This window comes from Sphingobium sp. TomMM35A (genome assembly GCF_054771735.1).
The window spans coordinates 61,106-85,857 of sequence record NZ_BSRC01000002.1 but is presented as its reverse complement, the minus strand read 5'-3'; the positions used below and the strand labels follow the sequence as shown (position 1 = coordinate 85,857).

The 24,752-nt window shown below is 61.8% G+C and carries 26 protein-coding genes; 5 read left to right on the top strand and 21 right to left on the bottom strand.

The annotated features are described in order from the left end of the window. Window positions 1–108 precede the first annotated feature (108 nt). Complete coding sequence (locus ACYU8T_RS13570) at window positions 109–309, bottom strand: hypothetical protein (RefSeq protein ID WP_461159888.1); 201 nt, start codon at window positions 307–309, stop codon at window positions 109–111. 15 nt (window positions 310–324) lie between these two features. Further along, window positions 325–846 (bottom strand): SIMPL domain-containing protein, encoded by a 522-nt coding sequence (locus tag ACYU8T_RS13565; RefSeq protein ID WP_461159887.1) that lies wholly within the window; start codon window positions 844–846, stop codon window positions 325–327. A gap of 168 nt (window positions 847–1,014) precedes the next feature. Between ACYU8T_RS13565 and ACYU8T_RS13560 the strand changes: the two genes are divergently transcribed. Beyond that, window positions 1,015–1,431, top strand: coding sequence for a BLUF domain-containing protein (locus ACYU8T_RS13560; protein ID WP_461159886.1), 417 nt, complete (start codon window positions 1,015–1,017; stop codon window positions 1,429–1,431). A 36-nt stretch (window positions 1,432–1,467) separates the two neighbouring features. On the opposite strand, the gene ACYU8T_RS13555 is transcribed toward ACYU8T_RS13560, so the two are convergent. The 14 genes from ACYU8T_RS13555 to ACYU8T_RS13490 form a co-directional block, all read right to left on the bottom strand. Then, entirely contained in the window at window positions 1,468–1,950 is a 483-nt protein-coding gene (locus ACYU8T_RS13555) for a nuclear transport factor 2 family protein (RefSeq protein ID WP_461159885.1), read from the bottom strand. 46 nt (window positions 1,951–1,996) lie between these two features. Beyond that, complete coding sequence (locus tag ACYU8T_RS13550) at window positions 1,997–4,273, bottom strand: TonB-dependent receptor (protein WP_461159884.1); 2,277 nt, start codon at window positions 4,271–4,273, stop codon at window positions 1,997–1,999. Window positions 4,274–4,599: 326 nt separating this feature from the next. Then, window positions 4,600–5,733, bottom strand: coding sequence for a helix-turn-helix transcriptional regulator (locus ACYU8T_RS13545; protein ID WP_461159883.1), 1,134 nt, complete (start codon window positions 5,731–5,733; stop codon window positions 4,600–4,602). Between the two features lie 94 nt (window positions 5,734–5,827). Then, on the bottom strand, window positions 5,828–6,544 hold the full coding sequence (locus ACYU8T_RS13540; protein WP_461159882.1) for an SDR family NAD(P)-dependent oxidoreductase: 717 nt from the start codon (window positions 6,542–6,544) through the stop codon (window positions 5,828–5,830). Between the two features lie 11 nt (window positions 6,545–6,555). Continuing rightward, window positions 6,556–8,442, bottom strand: coding sequence for an oxidoreductase (locus ACYU8T_RS13535; protein WP_461159881.1), 1,887 nt, complete (start codon window positions 8,440–8,442; stop codon window positions 6,556–6,558). Then, entirely contained in the window at window positions 8,421–8,687 is a 267-nt protein-coding gene (locus ACYU8T_RS13530) for an oxidoreductase (protein ID WP_461159880.1), read from the bottom strand. Before ACYU8T_RS13530 ends, ACYU8T_RS13535 begins: the two co-directional genes overlap by 22 nt. A 21-nt stretch (window positions 8,688–8,708) precedes the next feature. Beyond that, window positions 8,709–9,482, bottom strand: a complete 774-nt coding sequence (locus tag ACYU8T_RS13525) for an SDR family NAD(P)-dependent oxidoreductase (protein WP_461159879.1) — start codon at window positions 9,480–9,482, stop codon at window positions 8,709–8,711. Between the two features lie 106 nt (window positions 9,483–9,588). Beyond that, on the bottom strand, window positions 9,589–10,038 hold the full coding sequence (locus ACYU8T_RS13520) for a nuclear transport factor 2 family protein (RefSeq protein ID WP_461159878.1): 450 nt from the start codon (window positions 10,036–10,038) through the stop codon (window positions 9,589–9,591). Window positions 10,039–10,137: 99 nt separating this feature from the next. Continuing rightward, window positions 10,138–11,805, bottom strand: a complete 1,668-nt coding sequence (locus ACYU8T_RS13515; RefSeq protein WP_461159877.1) for an FAD-dependent oxidoreductase — start codon at window positions 11,803–11,805, stop codon at window positions 10,138–10,140. 4 nt (window positions 11,806–11,809) lie between these two features. Next, complete coding sequence (locus ACYU8T_RS13510) at window positions 11,810–12,853, bottom strand: zinc-dependent alcohol dehydrogenase (RefSeq protein ID WP_461159876.1); 1,044 nt, start codon at window positions 12,851–12,853, stop codon at window positions 11,810–11,812. Between the two features lie 8 nt (window positions 12,854–12,861). Beyond that, a complete protein-coding gene (locus ACYU8T_RS13505; RefSeq protein ID WP_461159875.1) occupies window positions 12,862–13,650 on the bottom strand; it encodes an SDR family NAD(P)-dependent oxidoreductase in 789 nt (262 codons plus the stop codon). Between the two features lie 2 nt (window positions 13,651–13,652). Then, the gene (locus ACYU8T_RS13500; RefSeq protein ID WP_461159874.1) at window positions 13,653–14,939 is read right to left on the bottom strand and encodes an MFS transporter; all 1,287 of its coding nucleotides are present in this window, start codon (window positions 14,937–14,939) and stop codon (window positions 13,653–13,655) included. Further along, entirely contained in the window at window positions 14,939–15,466 is a 528-nt protein-coding gene (locus tag ACYU8T_RS13495; protein ID WP_461159873.1) for an SRPBCC domain-containing protein, read from the bottom strand. Before ACYU8T_RS13495 ends, ACYU8T_RS13500 begins: the two co-directional genes overlap by 1 nt. Then, the gene (locus ACYU8T_RS13490) at window positions 15,463–16,233 is read right to left on the bottom strand and encodes an SDR family NAD(P)-dependent oxidoreductase (protein WP_461159872.1); all 771 of its coding nucleotides are present in this window, start codon (window positions 16,231–16,233) and stop codon (window positions 15,463–15,465) included. The genes ACYU8T_RS13495 and ACYU8T_RS13490 overlap by 4 nt, the downstream gene beginning before the upstream one ends. A gap of 244 nt (window positions 16,234–16,477) precedes the next feature. On the opposite strand from ACYU8T_RS13490, the gene ACYU8T_RS13485 reads away from it, so the two are divergent. Further along, window positions 16,478–17,224, top strand: coding sequence for an SDR family NAD(P)-dependent oxidoreductase (locus ACYU8T_RS13485; protein ID WP_461159871.1), 747 nt, complete (start codon window positions 16,478–16,480; stop codon window positions 17,222–17,224). Window positions 17,225–17,235: 11 nt separating this feature from the next. On the opposite strand, the gene ACYU8T_RS13480 is transcribed toward ACYU8T_RS13485, so the two are convergent. The 5 genes from ACYU8T_RS13480 to ACYU8T_RS13460 form a co-directional block, all read right to left on the bottom strand. Then, window positions 17,236–17,793 (bottom strand): dihydrofolate reductase family protein, encoded by a 558-nt coding sequence (locus tag ACYU8T_RS13480; protein ID WP_461159870.1) that lies wholly within the window; start codon window positions 17,791–17,793, stop codon window positions 17,236–17,238. Between the two features lie 138 nt (window positions 17,794–17,931). Further along, window positions 17,932–18,753, bottom strand: coding sequence for a class I SAM-dependent methyltransferase (locus tag ACYU8T_RS13475; protein ID WP_461159869.1), 822 nt, complete (start codon window positions 18,751–18,753; stop codon window positions 17,932–17,934). Between the two features lie 106 nt (window positions 18,754–18,859). Further along, complete coding sequence (locus ACYU8T_RS13470) at window positions 18,860–20,095, bottom strand: hydrolase (RefSeq protein WP_461159868.1); 1,236 nt, start codon at window positions 20,093–20,095, stop codon at window positions 18,860–18,862. Between the two features lie 106 nt (window positions 20,096–20,201). Beyond that, entirely contained in the window at window positions 20,202–21,221 is a 1,020-nt protein-coding gene (locus ACYU8T_RS13465; RefSeq protein ID WP_461159867.1) for a 2-oxoadipate dioxygenase/decarboxylase family protein, read from the bottom strand. A gap of 88 nt (window positions 21,222–21,309) precedes the next feature. Further along, window positions 21,310–21,777, bottom strand: coding sequence for an Lrp/AsnC family transcriptional regulator (locus ACYU8T_RS13460; RefSeq protein WP_461159866.1), 468 nt, complete (start codon window positions 21,775–21,777; stop codon window positions 21,310–21,312). Between the two features lie 216 nt (window positions 21,778–21,993). On the opposite strand from ACYU8T_RS13460, the gene hppD reads away from it, so the two are divergent. From hppD to ACYU8T_RS13445, 3 genes are read left to right on the top strand one after another with little or no spacing between them, the layout of a single operon-like run. Then, window positions 21,994–23,085 (top strand): 4-hydroxyphenylpyruvate dioxygenase, encoded by a 1,092-nt coding sequence (gene hppD, locus ACYU8T_RS13455; RefSeq protein ID WP_461159865.1) that lies wholly within the window; start codon window positions 21,994–21,996, stop codon window positions 23,083–23,085. Further along, window positions 23,082–23,624: a VOC family protein gene (locus ACYU8T_RS13450; RefSeq protein ID WP_461159864.1), complete on the top strand. Its 543-nt coding sequence runs from the start codon at window positions 23,082–23,084 to the stop codon at window positions 23,622–23,624. The genes hppD and ACYU8T_RS13450 overlap by 4 nt, the downstream gene beginning before the upstream one ends. After that, on the top strand, window positions 23,621–24,655 hold the full coding sequence (locus ACYU8T_RS13445) for a fumarylacetoacetate hydrolase family protein (protein ID WP_461159863.1): 1,035 nt from the start codon (window positions 23,621–23,623) through the stop codon (window positions 24,653–24,655). Before ACYU8T_RS13450 ends, ACYU8T_RS13445 begins: the two co-directional genes overlap by 4 nt. The last annotated feature ends 97 nt before the right edge of the window (window positions 24,656–24,752 follow it).

Genomic DNA, 24,752 nt, shown 5'->3' with positions numbered 1-24,752 from the left:
GCGAAGGACCAGCATGCCACCCCTCCTAAAGTCACGGCTACGCAAAGTACAAATAACATGATCGCCGTTCGTGCAAACGGCTGCTTCGATCGCGGTTAGATATAGCGCTTATTTCGGCTTGAGTGCGAAATCCACCTGCACGGCGACTGTGCTCGTTGTCTGCCCCGGCATCAACGGCACATTCGAAGCGTTGGCGGCGGATTGTTCGACCGCGATGGGTGGGGGCGCTACCGGCACCGCACCCGGCAGATAGCGGTTCCCTTGGGTGCCGCCTGCATCGCGTATCGACAGCACGCGCGCGATAGTCATTCCTGCCGCATCGGCCTAGGCCTCAGCGCGCGCGTGCGCGGCCTTGTACGCTGCGGTGTATGCGGAGTTCGCCGCCTTCTCCGGATCAGCCATGCGCAGATCGGGACCGCTCAGGACATTGGCACCCGCCGTGGTAGCCGCTGTCACTGCGGCCGATGCCCGATCAACGTCCCGCACGGTTACGTTGATGATGTTGCTGGCCTGATATTGGCCTTTGCGATCGCCCCAATCGAGCCGTTGCACACTCAGGCTCCGTGTCTGGATGTCCTTCTCCGCTATCCCTGCACCGGAAAGTGCGTCCACGATCTTTCCGATCAGCTGTTGGTTCGCGGCAGTAGCTTCGGCGGCTGATTTCGCCCAGCTATTGATACCGGCCTGGAACTGGGCCTGATCAGGACGCGTGTCGCCCTGTCCCGTTGCGCTGACGGACAGCAGCGTTTCATCATGACCAACGCCACGCGGGTCGCGCGGCTCTCGATCGCAGGCATGGAGGAGCATCAGCGGGCTCAATGCCAAAGACAATTTAGCGACGGACATCTTCTCTCCTGAGCTTTGCGGTGCAGCCGAACGTGCCCCACGAAAGATGAAGCGAAGCTGAGCGAAAGGCTGGGCCCACGGTTGGGACTTTCTGCTTAACCCTAGTGAGTTGGAGACGGGGCAGCCGCTTCTCCTGTAATGACGATCGACAATCCCGGAGTTCGCTAAATGATTTTCCGATGGTTCTACATCAGCACGAGCAGGCTTGCCGAGGAGGAGTCCGATGAGCTGGTGGCGGATATCGTCAGGGACTCGATACCTCGCAATCGCAAGCTCCAGGTCACGGGCGCACTGCTGTTCACCGGCCGCCATTTCGCGCAATATCTTGAAGGCCCCGCGACTTCGGTGGACACATTGCAGCGGATCATCCTCGATGACCTCCGGCACGAAGATATCCGCACCATCGCAGAGGGCGCATATCCCTGCCGCCGGTTCATCACCTGGTCGCTGGCATATGTACCCCCCGCGAGATCGGGTGAGCGGAGGATTGAACGGCTGCTAACCGACGCGGCGCGCGCCCGCGAAGACTGTGTCGAAGCATTAGCCCAATTCATGTCCGAATCCGCCATGATGGGACATGCATGAGCCGCTCCGCTTACCCCTCGATCAGCACCCACGCCATCAGATTTCCGGATTGGCGGCCTTCTCCGCAAGATAGCGCGACGTGAAATTGGGCGCCACCGCAGGCTTTTCCATCCGCTCATACAGGCGGCGGTAGGAGGACCGAGCGATCTGCCATTGGCCATCGACCTTGCGATATTCATCACGATAGAGGCAGGCGCCGCTCGTTTCCATGCCCGTACGGAAGTCCATGGCATAGTCGGTAAGCGTCCAGCGGCCTTCCGCCCGATCATCGCTCGTCACGTCGATCTCGGGCTGATGCACTGTATGGCAACCGACGAAGTCCTCATGGAAGGCCGCGTGGAGCAGAGACACCACCTCATCGCGGCCCTCGGCATGGAAGTGATAACTGGCGCCAACATAATCGACGACGATGTCTTCCGTAAGGACGGAGGCAAGGCCGTCTGCATCGGCCGTATCCAGATACCGGCAATATTTATGCTTCAGCTGCTTGATGAGCTCTATGTCTTCGAGCCGTATCATCATGACCAATCCTCAAATTTTGCGATAAGGTTCAAACGCGGTCCCATCAAAACTCCACGCCGAAATCGACGCCATAGGTGCGCGGCGCCTGGAAGGTTCCGACAGTCCAGGTATCGAATACGGGAAAGAGGAATTCCGGCTTGTCCGAATTGTTGAGGTTCTTGCCCCACAGCGAAATCCGTCCCTTCACACTGCCAAGCGGGATATCGGCAAAGGTCATGCGGGCGCCGATCTGCCAGCTCGAAGGAATGACCAGCGCGCGATCAAGCGCAGCGTCTCCGCTCCCCAGGCAGCCTTCGGTCGGCGACTGCAGCGCGCCGATCGGGCACTGGAGCCGGTAATGCTTGCCCTCATATTGGCCATCCACGCGAAAGCTCAGCGTCGTGCCGTCCGGGAAGGCCGCCGCTTCATATTGCGCCGCGAGATACGCGGTATGCCGGGGCTGGTAGGACCGCACCGGCGTCGCGGCGGGATTGGACGATTCCGCCTTGGGCTTCACATCGGTGAAGCCGTAATTGGCATTAAGCGTCAGGCCATCCACCGGCACCACGGTGGTTTCGACCTCGACACCCCGCGCCCGCTCCGTGCCAGTGTTGAGCAGTATGTTGCCGCCCTGGTTGGGATCGAAGCCGGTAACCTGAAGCGCCTTGCGATCCGCCTGGAACAGCGCCAGGTTGATACGGACGCGCCTGTTCAGGAATTCGGATTTAAGGCCGACTTCATAGGATTTAATCGTCTCGGGCTCGAATTCCGCGCCATGGAAGATGCCGCCTGAGACGAACCCGGTGGTGAACTTGGCATAGACGCTGCTGTCGGGCGCGAAGCGGTAACGAATGGAGGCGTCATAGTCGAAGCGCCCCTGCTTCGCCCGGAAGCTGCCGCGCGGCACCGTGGGGGTACGCGGAGCCGCCAGCAGGTCATTCTCCGTCCGATCATCCTTGGAATAACGCGTGCCCGCGCTCAGCTCCAGCTCGTCGGTCAGCCGGAAATCCACATGGGCATAGGCGGCGTAAGATTTGTTGAGCACTCGCAACAGGTCGCCGCCGGCCAGATAGCTGTCCGGATTGACGATCGGGATCGGCTGGCCGGGTTGCGCCACCAGGCCGAAGATCACCGGGCTGTTGAGGAAGGCTTTCTCGCGATAGTAGAACAGGCCGCCGACGAAATCCAACCGGTCCATATGCCCCAGCAGCTGGAGTTCGTGGGACCATTGCCGCTGCTTGGCATAACGTACTGCGCCCAATGCCTGGAAATAACCGCCCGTCCCGCCATAAGGATCGACAAGCGCGTTGCCATCGAGATCGGAAGTGCTGTTCACCTTGAAGCCGCGAAGAGCCCCGATATATTTGACGCTGAGCGCATCGTTTAAGTCATAGACCGCCGTAAGACTATGTCCCCAGGTCTTCTGGCTCGCGGCAGCCAAACCGTCGATCGGCACGCGGTCCAGCCGCCTCAAACTCTCGACCGCCGTTCCGCCCAGAGCAGGCTGGTTAGGAAAATTGGTGATCGCGCCAAAGGCCGCCCCACCGTTCAACAACTGCATCGCATCGAGCGTCGTCACCAGATCGGCATAGTCGAACCGATAGTCGAGCGTCAGATTATCGATGCCGGTATAGCGTACCGCCGCGAAAACGGATTCATTGTTGTTCGCACCGAAACTGTCCGCACTGGTTTGCGGCCCGAAAGGTTCCGGAAACAGATAGGTTCTGCGCGGACCGCTGTTCTTCACATAGCCTGTATTTTCATCATGCACATAGGTGACGCGGGCGGACAAGCCATTCCATTCTGGCGTATTGACGGTAATCCGGCCCCGCCGCCGCTGGTAATTTCCGATGGTGCCGTCAACGACTACGCCGAACTTGCCGGTAGGCCCTGCTGTCACGAAGCTGATTGCGCCGCCGGTGGAGTTACGGCCAAACAAAGTGCCCTGCGGTCCGCGCAGCACTTCGATCCGTTCGATATCTGCGAGGTCGAATGCGGAATTGCCCGGCCGTCCTAGATACACACCATCAATATAGAGAGCGACGCCGGAATCGATCTGAAAGTTGATGGAGCCCGAAGATACACCGCGAATATTGAATTGGGGCGCGGTCGGCGATCCGGCCTGCTTCTGGATAACCACGTTCGGTGCCGTCTTGCCGACATCCTGAAAGCTTTCGATCTGGAGATCCGCGATCAGCTTCGCATCCATTGCAGTGACCGCCGTTGGAACATTCTGGATATTTTCAGAACGTTTGCGCGCCGTCACGATGATATCGGTCAGGCCAGCCTCGGTCCTGCCCGCTGCTGGAGCACTGTCCTGCGCACGGGCGACACCTGTCATGAGGGCGCCCGGCGCGACACAGCTCAATAATGTGCAACAGAAAATTCGAGACATGCTGTTCCTCCCCATTCTCTACGCCAGCGCCCGACGAAGGCATCACTGGCTGCGTCGCGAACGGAGGGGGTGGCTAAGGCTGCCCGGCTGATCCGCATGGCGCGCATTCGCGAGGATCGCAGTCCGACCCTATTCGCGTTGGCCATGAGGCGCCTTGTGGCAGCCCATCCTCTCCTCGTCATCGCGTCTGCCTTCAGCAGATCGTCTCGAGGAGCATCGCGCAGCTAGGGGAGGGAAGACACCTCCATATCGATTAAGTCAAATCGAAGAGATCAGCCACGCGGCAGCGTCAGTTCCGGCATGCTGGTGTGGATCAGGTGAACAAGCTGCGATTGCCGGGCGACCCCCGTTTTGGCGAAGATTGACCGCAGATGTGATCGTACCGTGTTTTCAGCGATGCCCAGCCGATGCGCGGTATCGATGACTGACACACCATTTGCGAGCGATGCGGAAATCGACGCCTCGGTCGGTGTGAAATTGAAGAGCTTGCGCACGGCATCTGCTGTCACGACGCACTGCCGCTCCGGGTCGCCAAGGAACAGCGCGAGGGCAGGCGAACTGCCGGTATGCATGAAACCGGGAATCTGCACAGGTTGCACGACCATTCCGATGTCGCGATGCCCGGAAGGACGCTCCGCCAGGAAAACGAACCGGCCTCCCCCGTTGCCGCATTCCGACGCGGCCGCCTTCAGCCTCTTGCGGAATTCGGCATCGCGTGACGGGTTGGTAAGGGCGACACGGCCTCCCACCAGCCCGATGCCGTCGCCATCCGCCAGGATTGATGCCGCAACCTCGTTGACCTTCAATACCTTCAGATCATGGTCCAGAATGACGGTGCCGACGGCGAACTGTTCGATCGCGCCGATCATCACGGCCTGTTCGGATCTGGATGTTTCCAACCTCTGATATAATTCGATCGCCTGCCGCAGATGCGGGACAATTTCCTCTACCCGGCCGGTTTCCTCGCGATTGAAGGGATCGCCGCCCGGAGCGCGGGTCAGGCGCAGGCGCGCTTCGAACCCGCCGCTCATGCGCAGGTCGACGCCCAGCACATGGGACCCGTCCATGGATTCAATCCATTCCTTGTAATAGGCCGAGTTCTTGAGCGCCGCCTCTCCCACATATTCATACAGCGTCATGACCTTGCCCTCGGGCAGGTTCACGAACGGATCGATTTCGAGATAGCGGTCCAGATAGCGCTGTATGGACTCGCTGGTCGCAGTCGGCGTGATCATCGTGGTGAGCGAAAGATCCGGCGGCGTCAGGATCAGCGTTCCATAACGGGCATTGGTCTGGTCGCGCAGCATCAACAGAAATTCGCGCCACGGGTCATCGCCCAGCAGCCCCTGGTTCAGGGCCAGCATCAGGCGCGAAAATTCCATCCGCCTGCTCGCATCGTCAGTCATCTTCGTGCCTCTCCCGCACCGGCCCTGTGCGGCCGTTTCCAGCATGGTAGAGGCTTGAACAGATGTTGCCAATTGCGCAGCAGCCGAGCGGCCCTTACGCCTCTGCGATCATGTAGCCACCGCTCACCACCAGACATTCTCCGGTAATGAATGCCGCCGCGGGGCTGGCCAGGAACAATGCGGGACCAGCGATGTCCTTGGGCTCTCCCCAACGGCCAAGCGCCATGCGCTGCGCGGTCGCCGGGCCATAAGCAGGATCGTCGGCATAACGCTCGGTCATGCGCGTGCGAACAGGGCCGGGCGCCAGCGCATTGATGCGAACCCCTTTGCCACCCCATTGCTGTGCCAGTGATTTGGTCAGGAGCAGCATCCCTGCCTTGGCGGCGCTGTAGCCGGGAAACATGGAATTGCCGAATATCGCCATCATCGATGCGATCATCACCACCGCCCCGCCGCCTTCATGATCGGTCTGCTCCAGCAGGGGCAAGCAAGCGCTGGTCAGGGTATGCACCCCCTTCAGGTTGGCGTCTATGGCCGCGTCGAAATCCTCCGGCATCGAAGTTCCGCCCGCATTGTTCACTAATATGTCGAGCTTGCCGAGGCTGTTTGCGAGTGCGTGGACGCTGTCCCGATCCTCCAGGCGGAGGCTGTGATATTCTGCGCCGGTGGGTATCAACTGTGGTTCGACCGCTTCTCGCGTGCCCGTGATGATCACCCGCGCACCGGCCTCCATGAAGGCACTCGCAATGCCCGCGCCGATGCCGCTGCTCCCTCCGGTGACAAGCACATGACGCCCTTTGAAATCGAACATGCCGCCTCCCTTCATCCGATCGCGGCGACGGCATCCGCCGCATCCTGCATCGCGCCCTCGATATAGCCGACGCCATTGGCGTCGCCGATGCTGCGCACCTGAAAACCAGCCTCGCGCAACATGTCCGCCAGCCGCGTATCGCCCTGCGCGCCCTTCGCAATGATGACCTGGTCCGCGCCCACGGTCCGGCGCTGGCCAAATCCGTTCACATAGCTGACGGTGCGTTCGCCAATGGCGATGTCGGTGACACCGGGCAGCAGCTTGACGTTCAGATGCTTCAGTTCATCAAGCACACGCCACCGCCGCACCACCTGAAGCCCTGCGCCCATGCGCGGCGTTTCATCGATCACGACGATCCGACGACCGCGCTTTGCCAGGAACTCCGCCAGTTCCAGGCCGACCAGTTCGCCCCCGATGATGACGACCTGCTTGCCAAAAGGCATCCAGAAGCCGCTGGCTGCGCGGACGAAGCCGGGACGAGCGGTGAGGCCGGTCACTTTGCCCGCGCGCATCATCAGGCGAGTCTTGCCGTCGATCTTGCCGTTCAGTTGGCCAAGATCCTCTGCCAGCATCAGGCTGCGCATCTCGCCGCCACTGAATACATTGTCGCGGTCGGCGCCCGGGATCGGCGGCAGTTCGCGCCGCGCGCCGGTCGCGACGATAACCTCGTCCGGCGCGATCTCCCTCAACAATTCAGGCGTGGCCCGTGTGTTGAGGCGGATGGTGACATTGGGCTGGGCTGCTGTCTCGCGCTTCAGCCAATCGACGATGCCCTGATTGGGCGCATAGGCGATCGAAGCGAAGCGCGCTGTTCCGCCGAGCCCGCCGGTTGCCTCGATCAATGTGACGCGATGACCAGATGCCGCCGCTCTCCGCGCGGCTTCCATGCCTGCGGGACCGCCCCCGATAATTGCGATGTGCCGAGCCTGCGCCGTAGGATGCAGCGCCCTTTCCCGGTCGAACCCTGTCTCCGGGTTGACCGCGCACTTGACCGGGCGGCTGAAGAAAATCTGGCTGATGCAGGTATAGCAATAGACGCAGGGACGCACCGCCTCGGCCTGCCCCGCTTTCAATTTGTTGGGTAATGCGGGGTCGGCCAGCAGCTTGCGGCCCATCGTCACGAAATCAAGTTTACCCGCCGCGATGAAGCGGTCGGCGTCCTTGGGCTCGATCCGCCCCGGACAGATGACGGGAATGTCCACCCGCGCCTTGATCCTCGCGGCTGCCTCGACGAAGCCGTTGCGGATGTCGGTGGCGTGGCCGGTCGAATAGGTCGTGCCGCGCCCGGGATGCCCGTCAGCGGACACATGGATGGCGTCGGCGCCCGCCTCCTGGGCAAGCCTTGCAGTGGTGGCGGCGTCTTCGACGGTGATGCCGCCGTCGATCAGGAAATGCTGGCTGTCGAGACGCGGCCAGATCGGCATGTCGGGACCCACGGCGGACCTGATCCCATGAATGATCTCACAAAGAAGACGGGATCGGTTCTCGATCGATCCGCCATATTCGTCTTTTCGCTGATTTATTAATGGGTTCAGAAATGACGAGATCAGATATCCATGCCCCGCATGGATTTCCACCGCATCCACCCCCGCCCGCTTCGCCCGTTCGGCGGCGCCAGCGAACATCTGCACCAGCTGCTCGATATCCTGCGCGGTCATCACCTTGTAATTGGGTTCCCCCACCGCCGCGAAGGGCGCGGTGAAGATCGCCAGCTCATCTTCCAGAAAGCCCTCCATCATGTCGCCGTCGCTCTTGCCAACGGGTGGAATAGAGGGCGTCCAGATCGGACGCCCGGCGAGCATGTCGTTCATCGCGACCAGCCCCGCATGCTGAAGCTGCATCGCGAGCTTTGCACAATGCGCATGAACCGCATCGGCTAGCGCCCTGACGCCGGGCACATGCCGCTCGTCGGAGTCGCTTCGTTCCGCCAGTTACCCGATCCGTCGGGATAGCCGATCGACACCGAACCCATGGTGATAAGCGCCGCGCCGCCCTTCGCCCTCGCCTCATAATAAGCCCGCAGCCGGTCACCCGTGATGCCATCCTCGTCCGCCAGGTTCGATCCCATCGGCGTCATGAAGATGCGGTTGCGCAGCGGCATGGCGCCAATGCGTCCCGGCGCGAGGAGGTGGCGGTAAGCCATGATTATCCCTCTCCTGCCGCGTCAGATGCCGTAGCCGCCCGAGACGTTAATCTGCTGTCCCGTCACATAAGCGGCACGATTGGACGCCAGGAATACGGCAGCGTGGCCGATCTCCTCGGGCTGGCCCCAGCGTTTGAGCGCCAGGCCCTTCTGCACCTCGGCGACCCATTGGGCATCGAAGACGCCCTGGCGGGTGAGTTCCAGGAACATGCCCGCTTCGATCACGCCCACGAGCACGCTGTTGGCGCGGATGTTGTTGCGACCTTCTTCCTTGGCGATGCCGCGCACCAGCGACTCATTGCTCGCTTTCGGCGCGACGGACAGACCATCCTTTTCCGGCCAGTGCATATGGCCAGCGGACCCAAGCGTTACGAAGGAGCCACCGCCACGCGCGCGGAAATGGGGCAGCGCAGCCTGCACGGCGTTGAAGAAACCATGCACCTCGGTATCAATGGCCCGGCGCCATTGTTCATGCGTCATATCGCCTATCATCACCTGATCGACGAGAGGCCCGGCGGCCCAGACAATGGTATGGACCCGGCCATGCGCGGCTACAGCTGCCTCGAACAAGGCCTCTACCTGTGCCTGATCGCGTACGTCGCCGCGATGGACCGAAACCTTGCGCCCCATTGCTTCAATTTGACTGGCAAGCGATTGCGCAGCATCCGCCTTGCTGTGGTAGCCGATTGCGACGTCAGCCCCAGCTTCCGCAAAACTCTCCGCGACACTGCGGCCAATGCCGCCGCTGCCGCCAAACACAAGGGCAGCGCCCTCCGGAAACATTGCCTTTTCCATGATCCACTCTCTTTCTTTATTCCTCTGTCCGCCATCAGGCAGTCGGGACGCGCGGGGTGTAATGCAGGACATCATCTTGCGTTCGGCCCGGATACGTCGAAATCGATTAGGCGCGACGCTGTGCTCCGCCGTCCTCGCTCCAGGACGCTCCTTCGCCCAATATTTGCGCGACGACGCGTGGGTTTACATATTCCCGCCAACGTGTGATCCGCCCGTCAGCAAAATCGAAAACGCTGATGTAGCGATTGGAATATGGCGCGCCGGTAGGGATATACCGGCTGTGCGAGCTATATTCGGCGATCAGCTGATCATCTCCAGCCAAGTCATGGATGGTTTCTATGCGATAAGCATAGTCGTCAAAATCGCGCCAGCTCGCTTGCATGGCTTCCAGGAACCAGCGTGCGCCGCGATGCTCCACTGGGAAGCCATCCATGACAGGAAATGGCCATTCAAACAGGATATCCTCGGCCAGGCAGCGTTCGACTTCATCAAAGTCCTTTCGCCCCAGCGCCGTCAACATTGTTACGAACAGATCGCGATTTGCGCTGCTGGTCATTCTCCCTCTCCTTTTTTCGATGTAGCAAAGAGGCGGACAGGCTAATTGATCAATCCAAGGGAAGCCGATGGACAAAGGCCGCAGCAAAGCAGAAGCCCGCTAGTTCGCACCCGTGGCATGCCGCGCGGCGATGTAGCCAAAGGTCATGGCTGGCCCGATCGTTGACCCGGCACCGGGATAAGAGCGTCCGGTCACCGACGCCGCACTGTTGCCGACGGCATAGAGGCCCTCGATTGGCGACCCCATGTCATCCACGACCCGGCCGTGCGCATCCGTCGCAAGCCCACCATTGGTGCCGATGTCCCCCGCATTGACGGGCAAAGCATAAAAGGGCGGCTTTTCCAGCGGCAACAGGTTAGGATTGGGGCTCACCTTCGGATCGCCATAATAGCGGTCATAGGGTTGCTGACCGCGGCTGAAATCCGGGTCTTCTCCACGGCTGGCATGATGGTTGAAGCGGGCAACGCTTTTCTCCAGCACGTCCGGGCTGACCCCGATCTGCACAGCAAGTTTCCTTATGCTGCTCGCCTTGCGCAGAATGCGCCGTACAGCCTTTGGATGCATCCAGCTGGGGATCATCGGCATCAACGGTCCCATCGGGTAGCGCCATTTGAACCGTGCATCCAAAATCACCCAGGCCTGCCCTCCGCCCGCATCGCGCATGGCTTCGCCTGCCTTATGGTATGAAGCTGCTTCGTTGAGGAAGCGGCGGCCCTTGGCATCGACAATGAGGGATCCGGGCAGCGAGCGCTCGAAGAAGAGAGGACGGGCGCGATCCTCGCCGGGGACCTTGATCGTCGGTGCCCACCAGGCTGAATCCATCCGCCGCGTGGCTCCGCCTACAGCCTGGGCGGCGCGGATGGCATCGCCTGTGTTGCCGTTCTGGCTGCCGGACCATTCGGGATTGGCCGATCCGGTCAGATAGCGCCGCCGCATATCCGCATCACGTTCGAAGCCGCCCGCCGCCAATATGACGGCTTGCCGCGCGGCGATGCGGCGGGTTCCTGTGGGCGTTTGCACCACTGCACCTTGTACACGGCCATTCCACTCGATCAGCGAGATGAGCGCGTGACGATAGCGTATCTCCACCTGACGATCGTCCAGCGAGAGCTTCAGCCGTGCAAGCAGGGCGTTGCCGGAAGTCAGAAACCGGCTGCGCGTGGAGCGGAGGCGCTGTCCGACATCGGAATAATGCCGCCAAAGCGCGCGGGTCAGCATTTTTTGCCAACCGGGCATGCGCGTTATCATCGGTGCTGCTTCTGCCGCCGTCCAGCTGATCCGGCCGAACAGCATGCCCGCAGGATGGGTCGGGCGCAGCCGCGCAAGATCCGCGCCCAGCCGCCGCCCGTCTATCGGCTGAGGGTCATGGCTGCGCCAGCCCATCTTTCCGCCCGGCAGTTCGGCATGATAGTCGGTGTAGGGAATAGAGGCGTAGCGGACCTCCGTCCGCTCCTGCATATAAGCCAGCATGCGCGGTGCGTTTTCGACAAAGGCGCTGATGCGCTCCGGCTCGGCATCGTCGCCTGCCAATGCCGCTATATAGCTTGCGGCTTCTTCCGGGCTGTCATCGGCGCCTGCGGCCTTGGCAAGATGGCTGGCAGGAATCCAGATAACGCCACCCGACGTGGCAGAGGTCCCGCCAAATTGATCGCCCTTTTCTATGAGCGCCACCGTCGCGCGATTGTCTGCGGCGACAATGGCAGCGGTCAGCGCCGCAGCCCCCGAACCCACGATCAGGACGTCCACTTCCTCGTCGAACGCTTCCACCTCGTCAGTTCCTTTCCATCGTCAGCATCACCTTTATGGCTTCCGGCGCACATTGAGCGGCGAAGGCCTGGGCTGCTTGCGAGATCGGGAAACGGTGGGAAATGAGAGACGCACGGTCGACCTTGCGCTCAGCCATATAGGCCAGGGCTTCGACCAGTTCCTCAGCCGCATAGCCGTTCGATCCCATGATTGTCGGCTGCTTCTGTATCATAGGACCAAAGTCGATCGTCATCCTATCCTCATAGGCGCCAAAGCAAACGATCCTTCCGCCGTCCAAGTCGATGAGGCGCAGCGCGGCTTCCAGGGGCGGGGGACCGGGCATATGCTTGATATAGCCCGCGCAATCGATCACCGCGCCGATCCGCGCGGACTTGCCCTGATAGCCTTCTTCCGTGCCGGTGATTGCCGCGATCTGATCGAAGACGTCCCCGTCGCGGGCGTTGACCACGGCAGTCGCGCCCTGCGCCAGAGCGGCCTCCAGTCGTGCCTGATGAACGTCGACCGCGATGACTTGCCCAGCCTCTATCCCGCGCGCCCGAATGGCCTGGATGACGCTCAGCCCGATGATGCCGACACCGAAGATGACGACATACTCGCCCGGCTTGATCGCGGCCTTGCGCACCATTTGAAGGCCGTCCGCCAATTGTTCGGTGGTGGCTGCCTCAATCATGTCCACGCCTTCTGGCATGCGCACCAGCTGAAATGGGTTGACGGGCACAGCCACATAATCGGCCATGCCGCCGCCCAGACCCGTCACGCCGACCACGCGCTCACCGACTGACCATCCCGTCACGCCATCACCGATGGCGTCGATGGTCCCCGCGAATTCGTGGCCGGGGACATGATAGCCCTCTGGCGTCGCGCGGACGAGTTGATCGCGATAGCTGCCGTTGCGGAACATGTGCAGATCGGACCCGCAAATGCCGCAGGCTTCGACAGCGACAATCACCTCTCCGGCTGCAGGCACGGGACGCGTCGCATCGCTGCGCGCGGCGACATGTCCCGGATCGATGAAGTCCGCGACGCGCATGGTGGATAGTTCCAACATCCCCTCCTTCAACCCGGCATGAATTCGCCGCCATTGATGTCGAGGCTGGCGCCCGTCACCACGGAGCAATAGTCAGACAGCAGCATGATAATCGGCCGCGCGCATTCACGATCGGTCGGCATTCGGCCAAGGGCGATGCCCCGCTCCTGCTCCGCCTTCAGTTCAGCGACGCTCCGGCCACTTTCCTTTGCCATATAATCGAGCGCCTGTTCGACCGAATGACCCCACATCCAGCCCATGAAGGTGGAGTTGACACGGATGTTCCAACGCCCGACCTCCGTCGCCATCTGCACCGTCGCCATGGCGAGCGCAGCCTTGGACGTGGCGTAAGCGGCCTGCTGCACCCAGGGCTTGCGCGTCACCTGCGTGTTCACATTGACGATGGCGCCTCCGCCCGTCTGGCGCATTTGCCGAATGACGGATTGGCAGAGCCCAACGGTGCCAAACAGGTTTACGTCGAACGTCCGCCGCCATTCGTCGAGGTCAGCATCGACAACATCGGTAAATGCACCCGGGATATAGGCACTGTTGATAAGGCCATCGATACGGCCAAAGCGCTCCACCGTCGCGTCGACCAATCTCTCCACATCTTCCCGCTTCGAAATGTCGGTAGGAACTTTCAGGACTTGCACATCATGTCCCGCTTCCCGGATCATGGCTTCCGCTGCGTCCAGCTTCGAGGGGGTACGCGCGGCCAGCACGACATGGGCCCCTTCGGCAGCCGCCAGCGACGAGAGTTCCTGTCCCAGGCCAGGCCCAATGCCCGACACGATGACGACCTTGTCCTTCAATATCACGTCTATCTCTCCATATTCGACAGTTGTGCAGCGCCGCGGGCCTTCAGGATCAGGAAAATGACGGCGGCGAGAGCGAAGCCCGCGATCTGGAGCGCGATCGGTGTCCAGTAGCTGTGCGTCGCATCGAAAAGCGCGCTCGCGAGCGGGGCGGCGCCGAAGGTGAAGGGAACGGTGAACATCGTCACCATGCCCATTACCTGCGCGAAGTTTCGTGGTCCGAACAATCTGGTGAGCAACACCCCTTGGGCCGCGGCGATGCCGCCGCCGCATGCCCCGACGACGACCGCGTCCAGGACCAGCAGCCAATAGGGCGCGGGCTGAAGGAATATGAACCATACCAATCCCTGCACCACACTGTTCGCGGCCAATGCTCTGCCCGGACCAAATCTGTCGGCCAGCCAGCCAAAGGCCATTGCTCCCAGGATACCGGTGCCCCCGGACAGGGCGAAGAGGAAGGAGGCTTCCTCCAGGCTCCAACCCTGCCCCATAATAAGCGGCACCATATGCGCGGCCTTCAGCACGCCGCCGCCCACTACGATGCCGACTGCCAGCGTGACGAGCCACAGTGCTGGGCGGGCGAGCAGTGTTCGCCAGGGAAGCAGCTGCTGTATTTCTGCGCGTGCGATCCCATCGGCATGGCCAAGGGGCTGCTGACCGATCTGTTCGGGACGGTCGATCACGAACGGCATAAGTGGCAGGACAAGCAGGTGCGCAAGGCCTACGCCCACCAATACGGTGGTCAGTCCATAATGATGGAGACCCCAGGCACTGATCATCGGCACCAGCATGACGAACACCGGCATGGTCACGAAGCCCAGAGCTCGTCCCTGCTGCCGCACGAACCAATTGCTCGCCAATATGTTGGACGGAATGACCCCCAGCAGCAGAAAGCCGGGTGAGATCAACAGCGCGAAGATGCCGAGGAACTGGCCAATGCTGCCTGCCAGAGGGAGCAGACAATAGCCCGACGCTCCCAGCAGCGCGCCTGTGGTCAGGACCCGCCGAATCGATGTCCGCGCGATCAACGGGCTGATCAGAGGGGCGCTAAGCGAATAGATGAGGATGACCAGCGAGATACCAAGCGCGGACAATGTGCGGGTCGTCGCGAACCGCTCTTCGATGGCCAGGACCAGCGTTCCAAAGGAGCCGAAGGTCAGACCCACCGCTACATTCTGCGTGACCGCCGCGATGGCCACCATGCGCCAGCCCAGGAAGCCCCGCGCGGCGTCGCGGTCCCCGTCTCCAGATGAAACGCACATTGCTGGCCTGCTCGCAAGCCGCCCGGACATCAGCGCCCTATCCTTTCGGCGTGCAGGGCTTCAGCCCGGGCCTTCAGCGCATGGGCGGTGTCGTCGAACGCCCGTTTCACCCAGGGTCCGCAAAAGCGCATGACATGGACGCCGTTTTCACCAAGAAATGCGTCGGTCGACCAATAGCGGCAGTGGCCGTTGGCCATCGGCTCGATGAACTGGTCGCGACGGGCGGCATAGGGCCAGTTCTCATGCCATCTCGCTTCCCAGGCGAGCCTCCGCTCTGGTTGGAGCTCGCATATATATTCGCATCCTTGGAGCAACGCCCCGGGATTGGGATAATTGACGAGGCTCATATAGACTGGCGCGCCCATTTCGAGCGTGGACGTGGCCTTCACGCAAAAGGGATTCCAATCGCCGTACCGATCGAGGTCGGTCAGGACTTCCCACACCAGAGCGGGCGATGCCTCGATCACTACCACTTCGGAAGTGACGACATTGGCAGGGTCGTAGCTGATTTTGGCGTCTATGGCGGCTTTCGGCACGATCTGGTTTCTCCGCTTCACTGGTTTTCGAGCGCAGGGGGGAAGGCGGACAACAGCGCTGCATCGACAAGCTGCGCCTGGCCGTTCAGAGCGGCCGCAGCAGGACTGAGCAGGAACAGCGCGACTTCCGCGACCATCTGTGGGGTGAGATTGCCGCGATAGGGCGGCGTGCCCAATTGATCCGGCGCAACGATGCTGTCCTGCTGCTCCGCTCCGGTCATCGGCGTCTCCACCCCGCCCGGGCAAATCGCATTGACCCTGAGACCACGGCTGGCAAATTCGCGCGCTGCAGAGCGCACCAGGCCGACAACGCCATGCTTGGCAGTGCTATAACCCGCCGCATCCGAAAAGCCGGTGAGCGCGGCAGCCGAGGCGGTCACCACCACTGCACCCCCAGGGCGCAGACGTCGCTGCGCCTGCCGCAGGCCAAGATAGGGCCCGCGCAGATTGATGGCGATCATCCGGTCGAATTCTTCGACGGGCATCTGGTCGAACGGGCCATAGCGCTGGATCACGCCAGCATTGAGGAAGGCCATGTCGAGCCCATCGAGCGCGGCTTCGGCCTGGGCGAAGAATCGCTCGTTGTCCGCCTCCCTGCTGACATCGCCAGCTATCGCAAGGGCGGTGCCTCCGCGCGCTTCGATCAGGCTCGCGACCCGCTCCGCATCCTGCATGCGGATATCGACCACGGCGACCTTGCAGCCTTCCGCAGCCAAGCGCATCGCAGCAGAAGCGCCGATCCCGGAGCCTCCTCCGGTCACAATTGCGGACTTCCCCACGAAGCTCATCCTGCTCTCTCCATCACCCCGGTCCTTCGCCGGTTTTTCGCAGCATGGCGTAGCTGAGACTCCCCCGCCTCGTCGAAATGGAGGGGGTCGCGCAACGAGCGCTTTTCCCGGCGCCTAATTGATTTGGAGGTGGAGGGCGTTCGGCTTTTGAACCAGCCACATGAAGGCTGGAAGCAGGCCATTCTCGGGCCGATCAAACTCGGCCCGGGCGGACGGACAAAGATAAGGATTTCAAGGAGAGAAAATGCGCTATCGCGACAAGCTGGTCATCGTCACCGGCGCTGCATCAGGGATCGGCAGGGCGACCGCGCAGCGGCTGGCTGCGGAGGGCGCGCAGCTCGTGCTGGGCGACATCAATGAGGCGGGCGCTCGGTCCTTGGCAGACTCTCTGGATACGCAGTTCGCGCCGCTAGTGATCGGCTTCGATGCTGGTGATCCCGCCTCCTGTCGTACTTTCATCGCCACTGCCGCCGAAAAGGCGGGACGGATCGACATGCTGTGCAACATCGCCGGGATCATGGATTGGGGGCCGCTGCCGATGTTCAGCGAAGAGCGATGGGAAAGAATGATGCGGGTCAACCTCTCCAGCATCTTCTACCTGTGCCAATCGGCGATGCCGTATCTGGTCGCCACGAAAGGCAACATCGTCAATATCAGCTCGGCAGCCGGATTGGTGGGGATCGCCTACACCACCGCCTATTGCGCGGCAAAGCATGGGGTCATCGGTCTGACCAAGTCGCTGGCTATCGAATATGCGAGCGCGGGCGTGCGCGTGAATGCGATCTGCCCCACCGGCGTGAAGACACCCATGACCACCGGCATCCTCCCCGAAGGCGTCGATATATCGCTCCTGATGCGCAACGCTTCAAAGATGGGTGATTTGATCGAGGCCGACGAAGTCGCCGGCGCCATCGCCTATCTAGGTTCGGCGGATGCGCGCACCGTGAGCGGCATCGCGCTGCCGGTGGATGGTGCCCAGACCGCAGGCTGAAGACGAGGAGGTCAGCTTGCACGCCGGTAATGCATGGCGACCACGCCGTTGCTTAGCGGGCTTGCCGAAATCAGCTCGAGCCGTCGCGTGCTGGCCAGCCCGCTTTCATAGAGGGTAGGCCCGTGGCCAGCGATCCGTGGGTGAACTAGGAACCTATATTCGTCGATCAGACCCAGCCGGTCCAGCTCAGCCGCGAGCTTAGCACTGCCTAGCAACACGCCGCCCGGCGTTGCGCGCTTCAGCCTCTGCACGCCCGCCCGCAGGTCGCCAGCGACGTGGTGACTGTTGGTCCATGGGAAGACATTCCGCGCTGATGACACGACATGTTTCGGCTTGGCTTCGAGCTTGACGGCCCATTCGCGCACCGCTGGCGGCGCGTCTGTGTCGCCGCGCGCAACCGATGGCCAGTAGCTCTCCATCATCTCATATGTGACGCGCCCCCAAAGCATCGCCCCGCTCTGGTCCATAAGGCGGGTGAAGAAGGCGTGCGTTTCGTCGTCTGCAATGCCTGCCTGGTGATCGATGCAGCCGTCCAGCGTGACGTTGATGCTGAAAGTGAGAGATCCCATGGAGCCACTCTAGGTCGGATTATGCGACAGACTGTATTAATCGGTTCCGTCAGCTAGCAAGTGCTGCACGCGCCGTTGGCGTGCACAGATGCATGCCGCTCAAGATCATGATCGTGGACAGGCACAGCAGCCAATATCCTATGGGGCGGGCTTCCGGAATTTCAGTGTCATGCGGTCGCTTTCGCCGATCGCTAGATATTTTGCCTTGTCCACATCGCCATTGGCGAAAGTGGGCGGAAGGGTCCAAACCCCCTTGGGCCAATCAGCCTTGTCTTTGGAATTGGCGTTGATTTCCGAAGCTGCGACATATTCGAAGCCAGCGGCCTCGGCCAAGCGGCGAATGGTCGAGACCTTGAGATAGCCGCTTTGCTTCTCAAGCGCGCTGTCCCGGTCTTCAGGCAGGCGGTGATCGACGATACCGAGCGTCCCGCCAGGCTTGAGAAGATCATAAAATGCTTTGAAGGTCGCTGCCTCCGTACCCGCCATCACCAAATTATGCACGTTGCGGAACGTAAGCAGCGTATCGACGCTGCCCGCAGGGATCATGGCGGTCTGGTCAGGGTAAGAAATCAGCTTTACTTTGTCATAGACGGCCGGCTTGGCCGCGAGAAACTTGCGATAGTTCTCAAGATATCGGCCCGACGGCTGGAGCGCGTAGAACGTGCCCTTTTCGCGCAGCAGAGGCGCGAGAATTTCGGTGTACCAGCCGCCGCCCGGGCTGAATTCCACCACCGTCTGAGTCGGCTCAACATCAAAAAAGGCAAGCGTTTCTGCGGGATGACGATATTTGTCGCGAACCGTGTTGGCGACGGTCCGGCTGGGCGCTGCAACGGCGACTGCGGTATCGTTGCCATGTTGTGTTTTCCCGTGCTCAGAGTGCTGAGCATGCTGTGCCGCAAGTGGCAAGGCAGGTACGGCAAGGGCAGTCAGCAGCAGACCGGCGCGCGCAAGACGGTTCATCCGTGATCCTCTCTTCTTCGGCGATAACCCTGATCTGCGCTTGATACTCGTGAATAGCAAGCGCGCGCAGCGATGGCCCGCTTCTGCTCCGCTCAGGAGTAGGAGCTCAGGCCGGGCGGGGCATGCCCTCCCTGGCTAGGGTGCAGAGCAGCAATGCGGTCAGCGCCGCCCGTTCGCCAAGGCTCGGCACGATCAGATATTCGTCGGGCGAGTGGATCGATCCGCCGCGCACGCCCATCGTGTCCACCACAGGCACGCCGCACGCCGCGATATTATTGCCGTCGCACACGCCGCCGGTGTCACGCCAGCCGATCTGCTGCGACAGCTTTCGCCCGCAATCGCTGACGAGGTTGAGCAGCGCCAGCGCCTGGCGGTCGAGCGTCTTGGGCGGCCGCCCGAAATCACCATGCACGTGAATCGCAACCTCCCGCGCCTGCGCTACCGACGCAAGGATCGCCTGCATCGCGGTTTCGGCCATCTTCTGCCGATCGGCCGACGCGGGCCGCATGTTCACGCGCAATATGGCATGGTCGGGCACGACATTGTTGGGGCCGCCGCCATCGATCCGCGCCGGGTTGACGGACAGCCCCTCGCCCGCCAGCTGTTCCAGCCGCAGGGCGATGTCGGCCGCGGCCAGCACCGCGTTGCGGCCGTCGCGGGGATTGCGTCCCGCATGCGCGCTGCGTCCCGTGACGATGATCGAGAAATTGCCGCTCCCCGGACGCGCGCCCGCCAGCGTGCCGTCGGGCAGTGCCGACGGCTCATAGGTGAATGCGGCCTGCTTTCCCTGCGCAGCTTCCCGCAGCAACGGCGCGGAGCCGGGCGAACCGATTTCCTCGTCGCTGTTCAACACGACCTGATAGCCGATGCGCGCGCGGAGTGGTGAAGCTTCAAACGCGCGCAGAGCCGCCAGCATCACCGCGATCCCGCCCTTCATGTCGGCCACGCCGGGGCCATTCAGCAGATCGCCGTCCCTGCGGCAGTGCTGAAAACTGCTCTCCGCCGGAAACACCGTGTCCATATGCCCGGTGAACAACAGTTGCAGCGGTGCATCGGGACGCACGGTGAGCAGGATGTTGTCGCCCAGCTCAAAGGCATCTTCCCGCCCATCCAGCGCGATCGACGTTACCTCTGCCGCAGGGCGCAGTTGCATGTCGCCCGGCAGCACGGAAAAGGCGTCCGTCAGTAGCGACGCCACCGTCGCCAGCCCCGCCAGGTTCCGCGATCCGCTGTTGACTGCCGACCATTGCAGCAGTTGATCCAGCATCGGCGCGGCGCTGGCAGCCTCCACCACCGCCCGGTCGAGGCCGATATCGGCGCTGAAAATATGCTCGTCCGTCATGTCAGGCCTGGAATCGCCAGTTTTTCCGGCAGACTAGCCTCGAAACTGGCGAAGGAATAGGCGCAATAGTCATCACCGCGCACTCATGATGAGGTCGCTGCCGCGATCATTGCTTGGTCATATGGAAAATGCCGGTCGCATTGCCGCTGTCGAAGGAGAGGTCGAGCTTCCCGGTGGCGGGGTCCACGTCCCGGCTGATGAATTCATAGAAGGAGCCGGGCACCTTCATATGGCACATGTCACCCTGATCATTGACGAATTCCCGTTCCACCATGTCAGCTCTGAAAGCGGTCTGGCGGACGCGGCCATTGCGGGAAAATTCCACCTTGTCCTTCATCGGCCGACCCAGCGCTTTCAGCTCCTCTGCTAGCGCGACGACGTCGGCCACCCGGTCGGTGGCGTGATTGAAGGCATTGCCCTCCGTCGCTATCCACGCCGCCTCTGCCGATGCGCTGCGCAGCGCCTCATAATCGGCGACCGTGCAGGGCGCATGATGTCGCCCGAAAGCAGCGACCAGCGTCGGCAGCACGGCCTGCGCAACGTCGAAGGGAATGGTTCGACCCGCCGCGAACTGATCCAGCGCGGCCAGAGCATCTTCGTCCAGCGGGTCTTGCGAACTGCCAAATACGCGATCCGCAACCGCGGCGAACGCCTCGTCGAACTGGTCCACATGCAATTCGCTGACGAAGAATTGCGGGATGCTTTCCGGAAAATCCCGATGACGATAGGCGCGGCCGGTCATGCGCAGCGCCGGAAGCGGGTAGGTCGCTACATCCTCATAGCCCAACGGTTCCAGTATGCGCCGGAACGCCAATTCGCCGCGGGGCAGAGCGCCCGTATCCTTATCGACGAGAGCGACGGTGCGGATTGCGCCATGATCGAAACACAGGCGGCGGCCGCTAGCGATGGCGTCCGCGACATAGCTGGCGGCGCTCGGCACTCGTTCGAGCAATCCAGCGAACAGCAGCATGTTCATGGCGGCCGCCATCTGCGCGCGGGTGACGCCAAGCCGGTCCTGATGTCCGGCCGGCAGCATAGGCGTCAGCATGGCGGCAATCCGGCGGCCATCCTCCTCACCCAGGATCGCGGTCACCAGCTTCAGTGCGCCTTCATTTTCGATACTCATCCTGTAATCCTGTCATCAGCCAAGGCCGGATGCCGAAGATCGCAATAGCTTCATGTCTATAATCGATAATCGAGTATGATGGCATGGGTCAGATCGGCACGGCCGTCGTATATTTCACCTGCGACAAGGCGAAGTGGGACGATCCGGTCGCTACGGTGGGATGGCGCAGGACGGTGCGCATCAGGAAGTGATTATATTCTTCCACATCCGCGACCAATATCCGTAGCAGATAGTCCCAGTCGCCCGACATGGAATAGCATTCGATGATCTCGTCGCGCGATGTGATGAAGGTCTCGAATGCCTCGGTCGTTTCTGCTTGATGGTTCTTGATCTTGATATGGCACAGCACGTTGAGGCTGCGACCCAGCCGCGCCGGGTCAACGAGGCGGATTTGACGGCCCAGCACGCCGTCCGCCTCCAACGCCCTTATCCGCCTCCAGCATGAGGCGGTTGACGCGCCGACCCGCTCAGCAAGTTCGGCATGACTGACCGATGCGTCACGCTGCAATTCGTGCAGCAGCTTGCGATCGATCGCGTCAATGGGACGGATGGGCATCAGGCAGAGGCTTCCTTGTTTTTAACAGGAGCGAATCGCAGCCGCTCAGTGTCGATCAGCTCGGCGCAATCTTTGATGCATTTCCATCCATCACGCCAGCTTTGTGATGGGACCTCATCTCATATCGCCCTGATTTTCCATCAAATGAAACATAATTTCGACCGTATATGCTAGGATTTCATCATCGTCGGCTCCATCAATTCAGGAAGTTTGCGCATGATTGGTCTCGACAATCCCCTCGGGCTCGACGGCTTTGAGTTTGTGGAGTTCAGCGCTCCGGAAAAGGGCCTGCTGGAACCTGCTTTCACCGCCATGGGCTTCACCATGATCGCGCGTCACAGATCGAAGGATGTGCAGCTATGGCGGCAAGGCGGCATCAACCTGATCGCCAATTATGAACCGCGAAGCCCGGCCGCTTACTTCGCCGCTGAACATGGCCCGTCCGCCTGCGGCATGGGCTGGCGCGTAAAGGACGCGGCCAAGGCCTATGCCATGGCGATCGAGCGCGGCGCGGAGCCGGTGGAGGTGCGCACCGGACCCATGGAATTGCGGCTGCCCGCCGTGCGCGGCATCGGCGGGTCGATCATCTACCTCATCGACCGTTATGAGGGCGAGGATGGCGCGCTATCTATCTACGACATCGACTTCGTCTATGAACCAGGCGTGGAGCGGCATCCTGTCGGCGCTGGGTTCAGGATCATCGATCACCTGACGCACAATGTCTATGGTGGGCGTATGGCGCACTGGGCGAGCTTCTACGAGCGTGTGTTCGGTTTCCGCGAGATCCGCTATTTCGATATCAAGGGCGAATATACCGGCCTCACCAGCAAGGCGATGACCGCGCCAGACGGCAAAATTCGCATCCCCCTCAATGAAGAGGGCAAGACCGGCGGCGGCCAGATCGAGGAATTCCTGCGCGCCTATAATGGCGAGGGCATTCAGCATATCGCGTTGTTGTGCGACGACCTTGTTGCCGCCTGGGATCGGCTGAAGGCGATGGGCACGCCGTTGATGGCCGCTCCGCCCGCCACCTATTATGAGATGCTGGATGAGCGGCTGCCCGGCCATGGCGAGCCGGTGGAGCAGTTGCAGGCGCGCGGCATCCTGCTCGACGGGTCGACGCAGGAGGGGGACCCGCGTCTCCTCCTCCAGATCTTCGCGCAGCCGACGATCGGCCCCGTGTTCTTCGAATTCATCCAGCGCAAGAAGGATGAGGGTTTTGGTGAAGGCAACTTCACCGCCTTGTTCGAAAGCATGGAACGTGATCAGATGCGGCGGGGCGCGTTGAACGTGGAGCAACCGGCATGACCGTCCCAGACCTCAAACGCATTCACCATGTCGCCTATCGCTGCATCGACGCGAAGGAGACGGTCGATTGGTATGCCCGCATGCTGGGCATGACCTTCACCACTGCCTTTGCAGAGGACAAGGTGCCTTCGACCGGCGAAGACGATCCCTATATGCACGTCTTCCTCGACTGCGGCGGCGGCAATGTCCTCGCCTTTTTCGAGCTGCCGCACCAGCCTGCCATGGGCCGCGACACCAACACGCCCGCCTGGGTCCAGCACATTGCCTTCGAAGTGGAGGATGAAGCCGCGCTGCTCGCCGCGAAAGCGCACCTCGAGGAGCAGGGCGTCGACGTGCTCGGCCCCACCTGGCATGGGGTTTTCAAGTCGATCTACTTTTTCGATCCTAATGGCCATCGCATCGAACTGGCGGCCAATATCGGCACGGCTGAACAATATGCGGAGTTGAAGCGCGTCGCGCCGCTGATGCTTGAGGAATGGAGCCGTACAAAGCGCGCGCCCCGCCACGCGCAATGGCTGCATGAGGGGCCAAAGGCATGAAGCTCGCCAGTCTGAAAAGAGGCCGAGACGGACGCCTTGTTGTCGTATCCCGCGATCTGTCCTCCTATGCCGATGCGCAGGCGATCGCTCCAACCCTGCAAGCAGCGCTGGACGATTGGGCGGCGGTCGCGCCCCGCCTGGAAGCACTTGCGCGCGACCTTGAAAGCGGCGCGGTGCCCGGCCTACCCTTCAACGAGACGGAGGCGGCCGCTCCCCTGCCCCGCGCCTATCAATGGGCGGACGGATCAGCCTATGTGAACCATGTCGCACTGGTGCGGCAGGCGCGCGGTGCACAACTGCCCGACAGCTTCTGGCATGATCCGCTGGTCTATCAGGGAGGGTCGGACAGTTTCCTGGGTTGCCGCGATCCTATACCGCTCGCCGATGAGTCATGGGGCTGCGATATGGAGGCGGAGATCGTCGTGGTTACCGATGACGTGCTACAGGGCGTCAGCCCGGAGGATGCGCGCGGCCTCATCCGGCTCGTCGGCCTGGTGAACGACATATCGCTGCGCAACCTCATTCCAGGCGAGTTGGCCAAGGGCTTCGGCTTCTACCAGTCGAAGCCCGCCAGCACATTGTCACCGGTCTTCGTGACGCCCGATACATTGGGCGCGCAGTGGCGGGACGGCAAGCTGCACGGCACGCTGAAGGTCGATCTGAACGGCCAGCCCTTTGGCCGGGCCGATGCCGGAGTCGATATGACGTTCGATTTCGGCATGCTGATCGCCCATTTGGCGAAGACCCGGTCGCTCGCCGCCGGGACGATCGTCGGGTCGGGCACCGTGTCCAACCGTGGCTCAGACGGCGGCCCCGGACGGCCCGCAGCCGATGGCGGCCTTGGCTATAGCTGCATCGCCGAAGCGCGCATGGTCCAGAAGATCCTTCAGGGGGAGCCGCATACGCCTTTCCTACGGTGGGGCGACCGGGTGAGCATCTGGATGGAGGATGAAGCGGGCGCACCAGTCTTCGGCGTGATCGACCAGACAGTTGCGCAACCGGAGACCGCCGCTTCCGGCAATCAGCGCTGAAATAGCGGGGATCAACCCGCTCGTCGTCGCGCTGGCGTGCCCGTAGCAGCCGCAGGGCTGCTTACCCTTAGCCTTAGAGTGATCGTTCGCCTTGGCC

Excerpts from the sequence above, each read along its gene's own strand:
- ACYU8T_RS13570 (WP_461159888.1), bottom strand. The coding sequence starts at position 309 with ATGACTATCGCGCGCGTGCTGTCGATACGCGATGCAGGCGGCACCCAA.
- ACYU8T_RS13565 (WP_461159887.1), bottom strand. The coding sequence starts at position 846 with ATGTCCGTCGCTAAATTGTCTTTGGCATTGAGCCCGCTGATGCTCCTC.
- ACYU8T_RS13560 (WP_461159886.1), top strand. The coding sequence starts at position 1,015 with ATGATTTTCCGATGGTTCTACATCAGCACGAGCAGGCTTGCCGAGGAG.
- ACYU8T_RS13555 (WP_461159885.1), bottom strand. The coding sequence starts at position 1,950 with ATGATACGGCTCGAAGACATAGAGCTCATCAAGCAGCTGAAGCATAAA.
- ACYU8T_RS13550 (WP_461159884.1), bottom strand. The coding sequence starts at position 4,273 with ATGACAGGTGTCGCCCGTGCGCAGGACAGTGCTCCAGCAGCGGGCAGG.
- ACYU8T_RS13545 (WP_461159883.1), bottom strand. The coding sequence starts at position 5,733 with ATGACTGACGATGCGAGCAGGCGGATGGAATTTTCGCGCCTGATGCTG.
- ACYU8T_RS13540 (WP_461159882.1), bottom strand. The coding sequence starts at position 6,544 with ATGTTCGATTTCAAAGGGCGTCATGTGCTTGTCACCGGAGGGAGCAGC.
- ACYU8T_RS13530 (WP_461159880.1), bottom strand. The coding sequence starts at position 8,687 with ATGGCTTACCGCCACCTCCTCGCGCCGGGACGCATTGGCGCCATGCCG.
- ACYU8T_RS13525 (WP_461159879.1), bottom strand. The coding sequence starts at position 9,482 with ATGGAAAAGGCAATGTTTCCGGAGGGCGCTGCCCTTGTGTTTGGCGGC.
- ACYU8T_RS13520 (WP_461159878.1), bottom strand. The coding sequence starts at position 10,038 with ATGACCAGCAGCGCAAATCGCGATCTGTTCGTAACAATGTTGACGGCG.
- ACYU8T_RS13510 (WP_461159876.1), bottom strand. The coding sequence starts at position 12,853 with ATGTTGGAACTATCCACCATGCGCGTCGCGGACTTCATCGATCCGGGA.
- ACYU8T_RS13500 (WP_461159874.1), bottom strand. The coding sequence starts at position 14,939 with ATGTCCGGGCGGCTTGCGAGCAGGCCAGCAATGTGCGTTTCATCTGGA.
- ACYU8T_RS13490 (WP_461159872.1), bottom strand. The coding sequence starts at position 16,233 with ATGAGCTTCGTGGGGAAGTCCGCAATTGTGACCGGAGGAGGCTCCGGG.
- ACYU8T_RS13485 (WP_461159871.1), top strand. The coding sequence starts at position 16,478 with ATGCGCTATCGCGACAAGCTGGTCATCGTCACCGGCGCTGCATCAGGG.
- ACYU8T_RS13480 (WP_461159870.1), bottom strand. The coding sequence starts at position 17,793 with ATGGGATCTCTCACTTTCAGCATCAACGTCACGCTGGACGGCTGCATC.
- ACYU8T_RS13475 (WP_461159869.1), bottom strand. The coding sequence starts at position 18,753 with ATGAACCGTCTTGCGCGCGCCGGTCTGCTGCTGACTGCCCTTGCCGTA.
- ACYU8T_RS13470 (WP_461159868.1), bottom strand. The coding sequence starts at position 20,095 with ATGACGGACGAGCATATTTTCAGCGCCGATATCGGCCTCGACCGGGCG.
- ACYU8T_RS13465 (WP_461159867.1), bottom strand. The coding sequence starts at position 21,221 with ATGAGTATCGAAAATGAAGGCGCACTGAAGCTGGTGACCGCGATCCTG.
- ACYU8T_RS13460 (WP_461159866.1), bottom strand. The coding sequence starts at position 21,777 with ATGCCCATCCGTCCCATTGACGCGATCGATCGCAAGCTGCTGCACGAA.
- hppD (WP_461159865.1), top strand. The coding sequence starts at position 21,994 with ATGATTGGTCTCGACAATCCCCTCGGGCTCGACGGCTTTGAGTTTGTG.
- ACYU8T_RS13450 (WP_461159864.1), top strand. The coding sequence starts at position 23,082 with ATGACCGTCCCAGACCTCAAACGCATTCACCATGTCGCCTATCGCTGC.
- ACYU8T_RS13445 (WP_461159863.1), top strand. The coding sequence starts at position 23,621 with ATGAAGCTCGCCAGTCTGAAAAGAGGCCGAGACGGACGCCTTGTTGTC.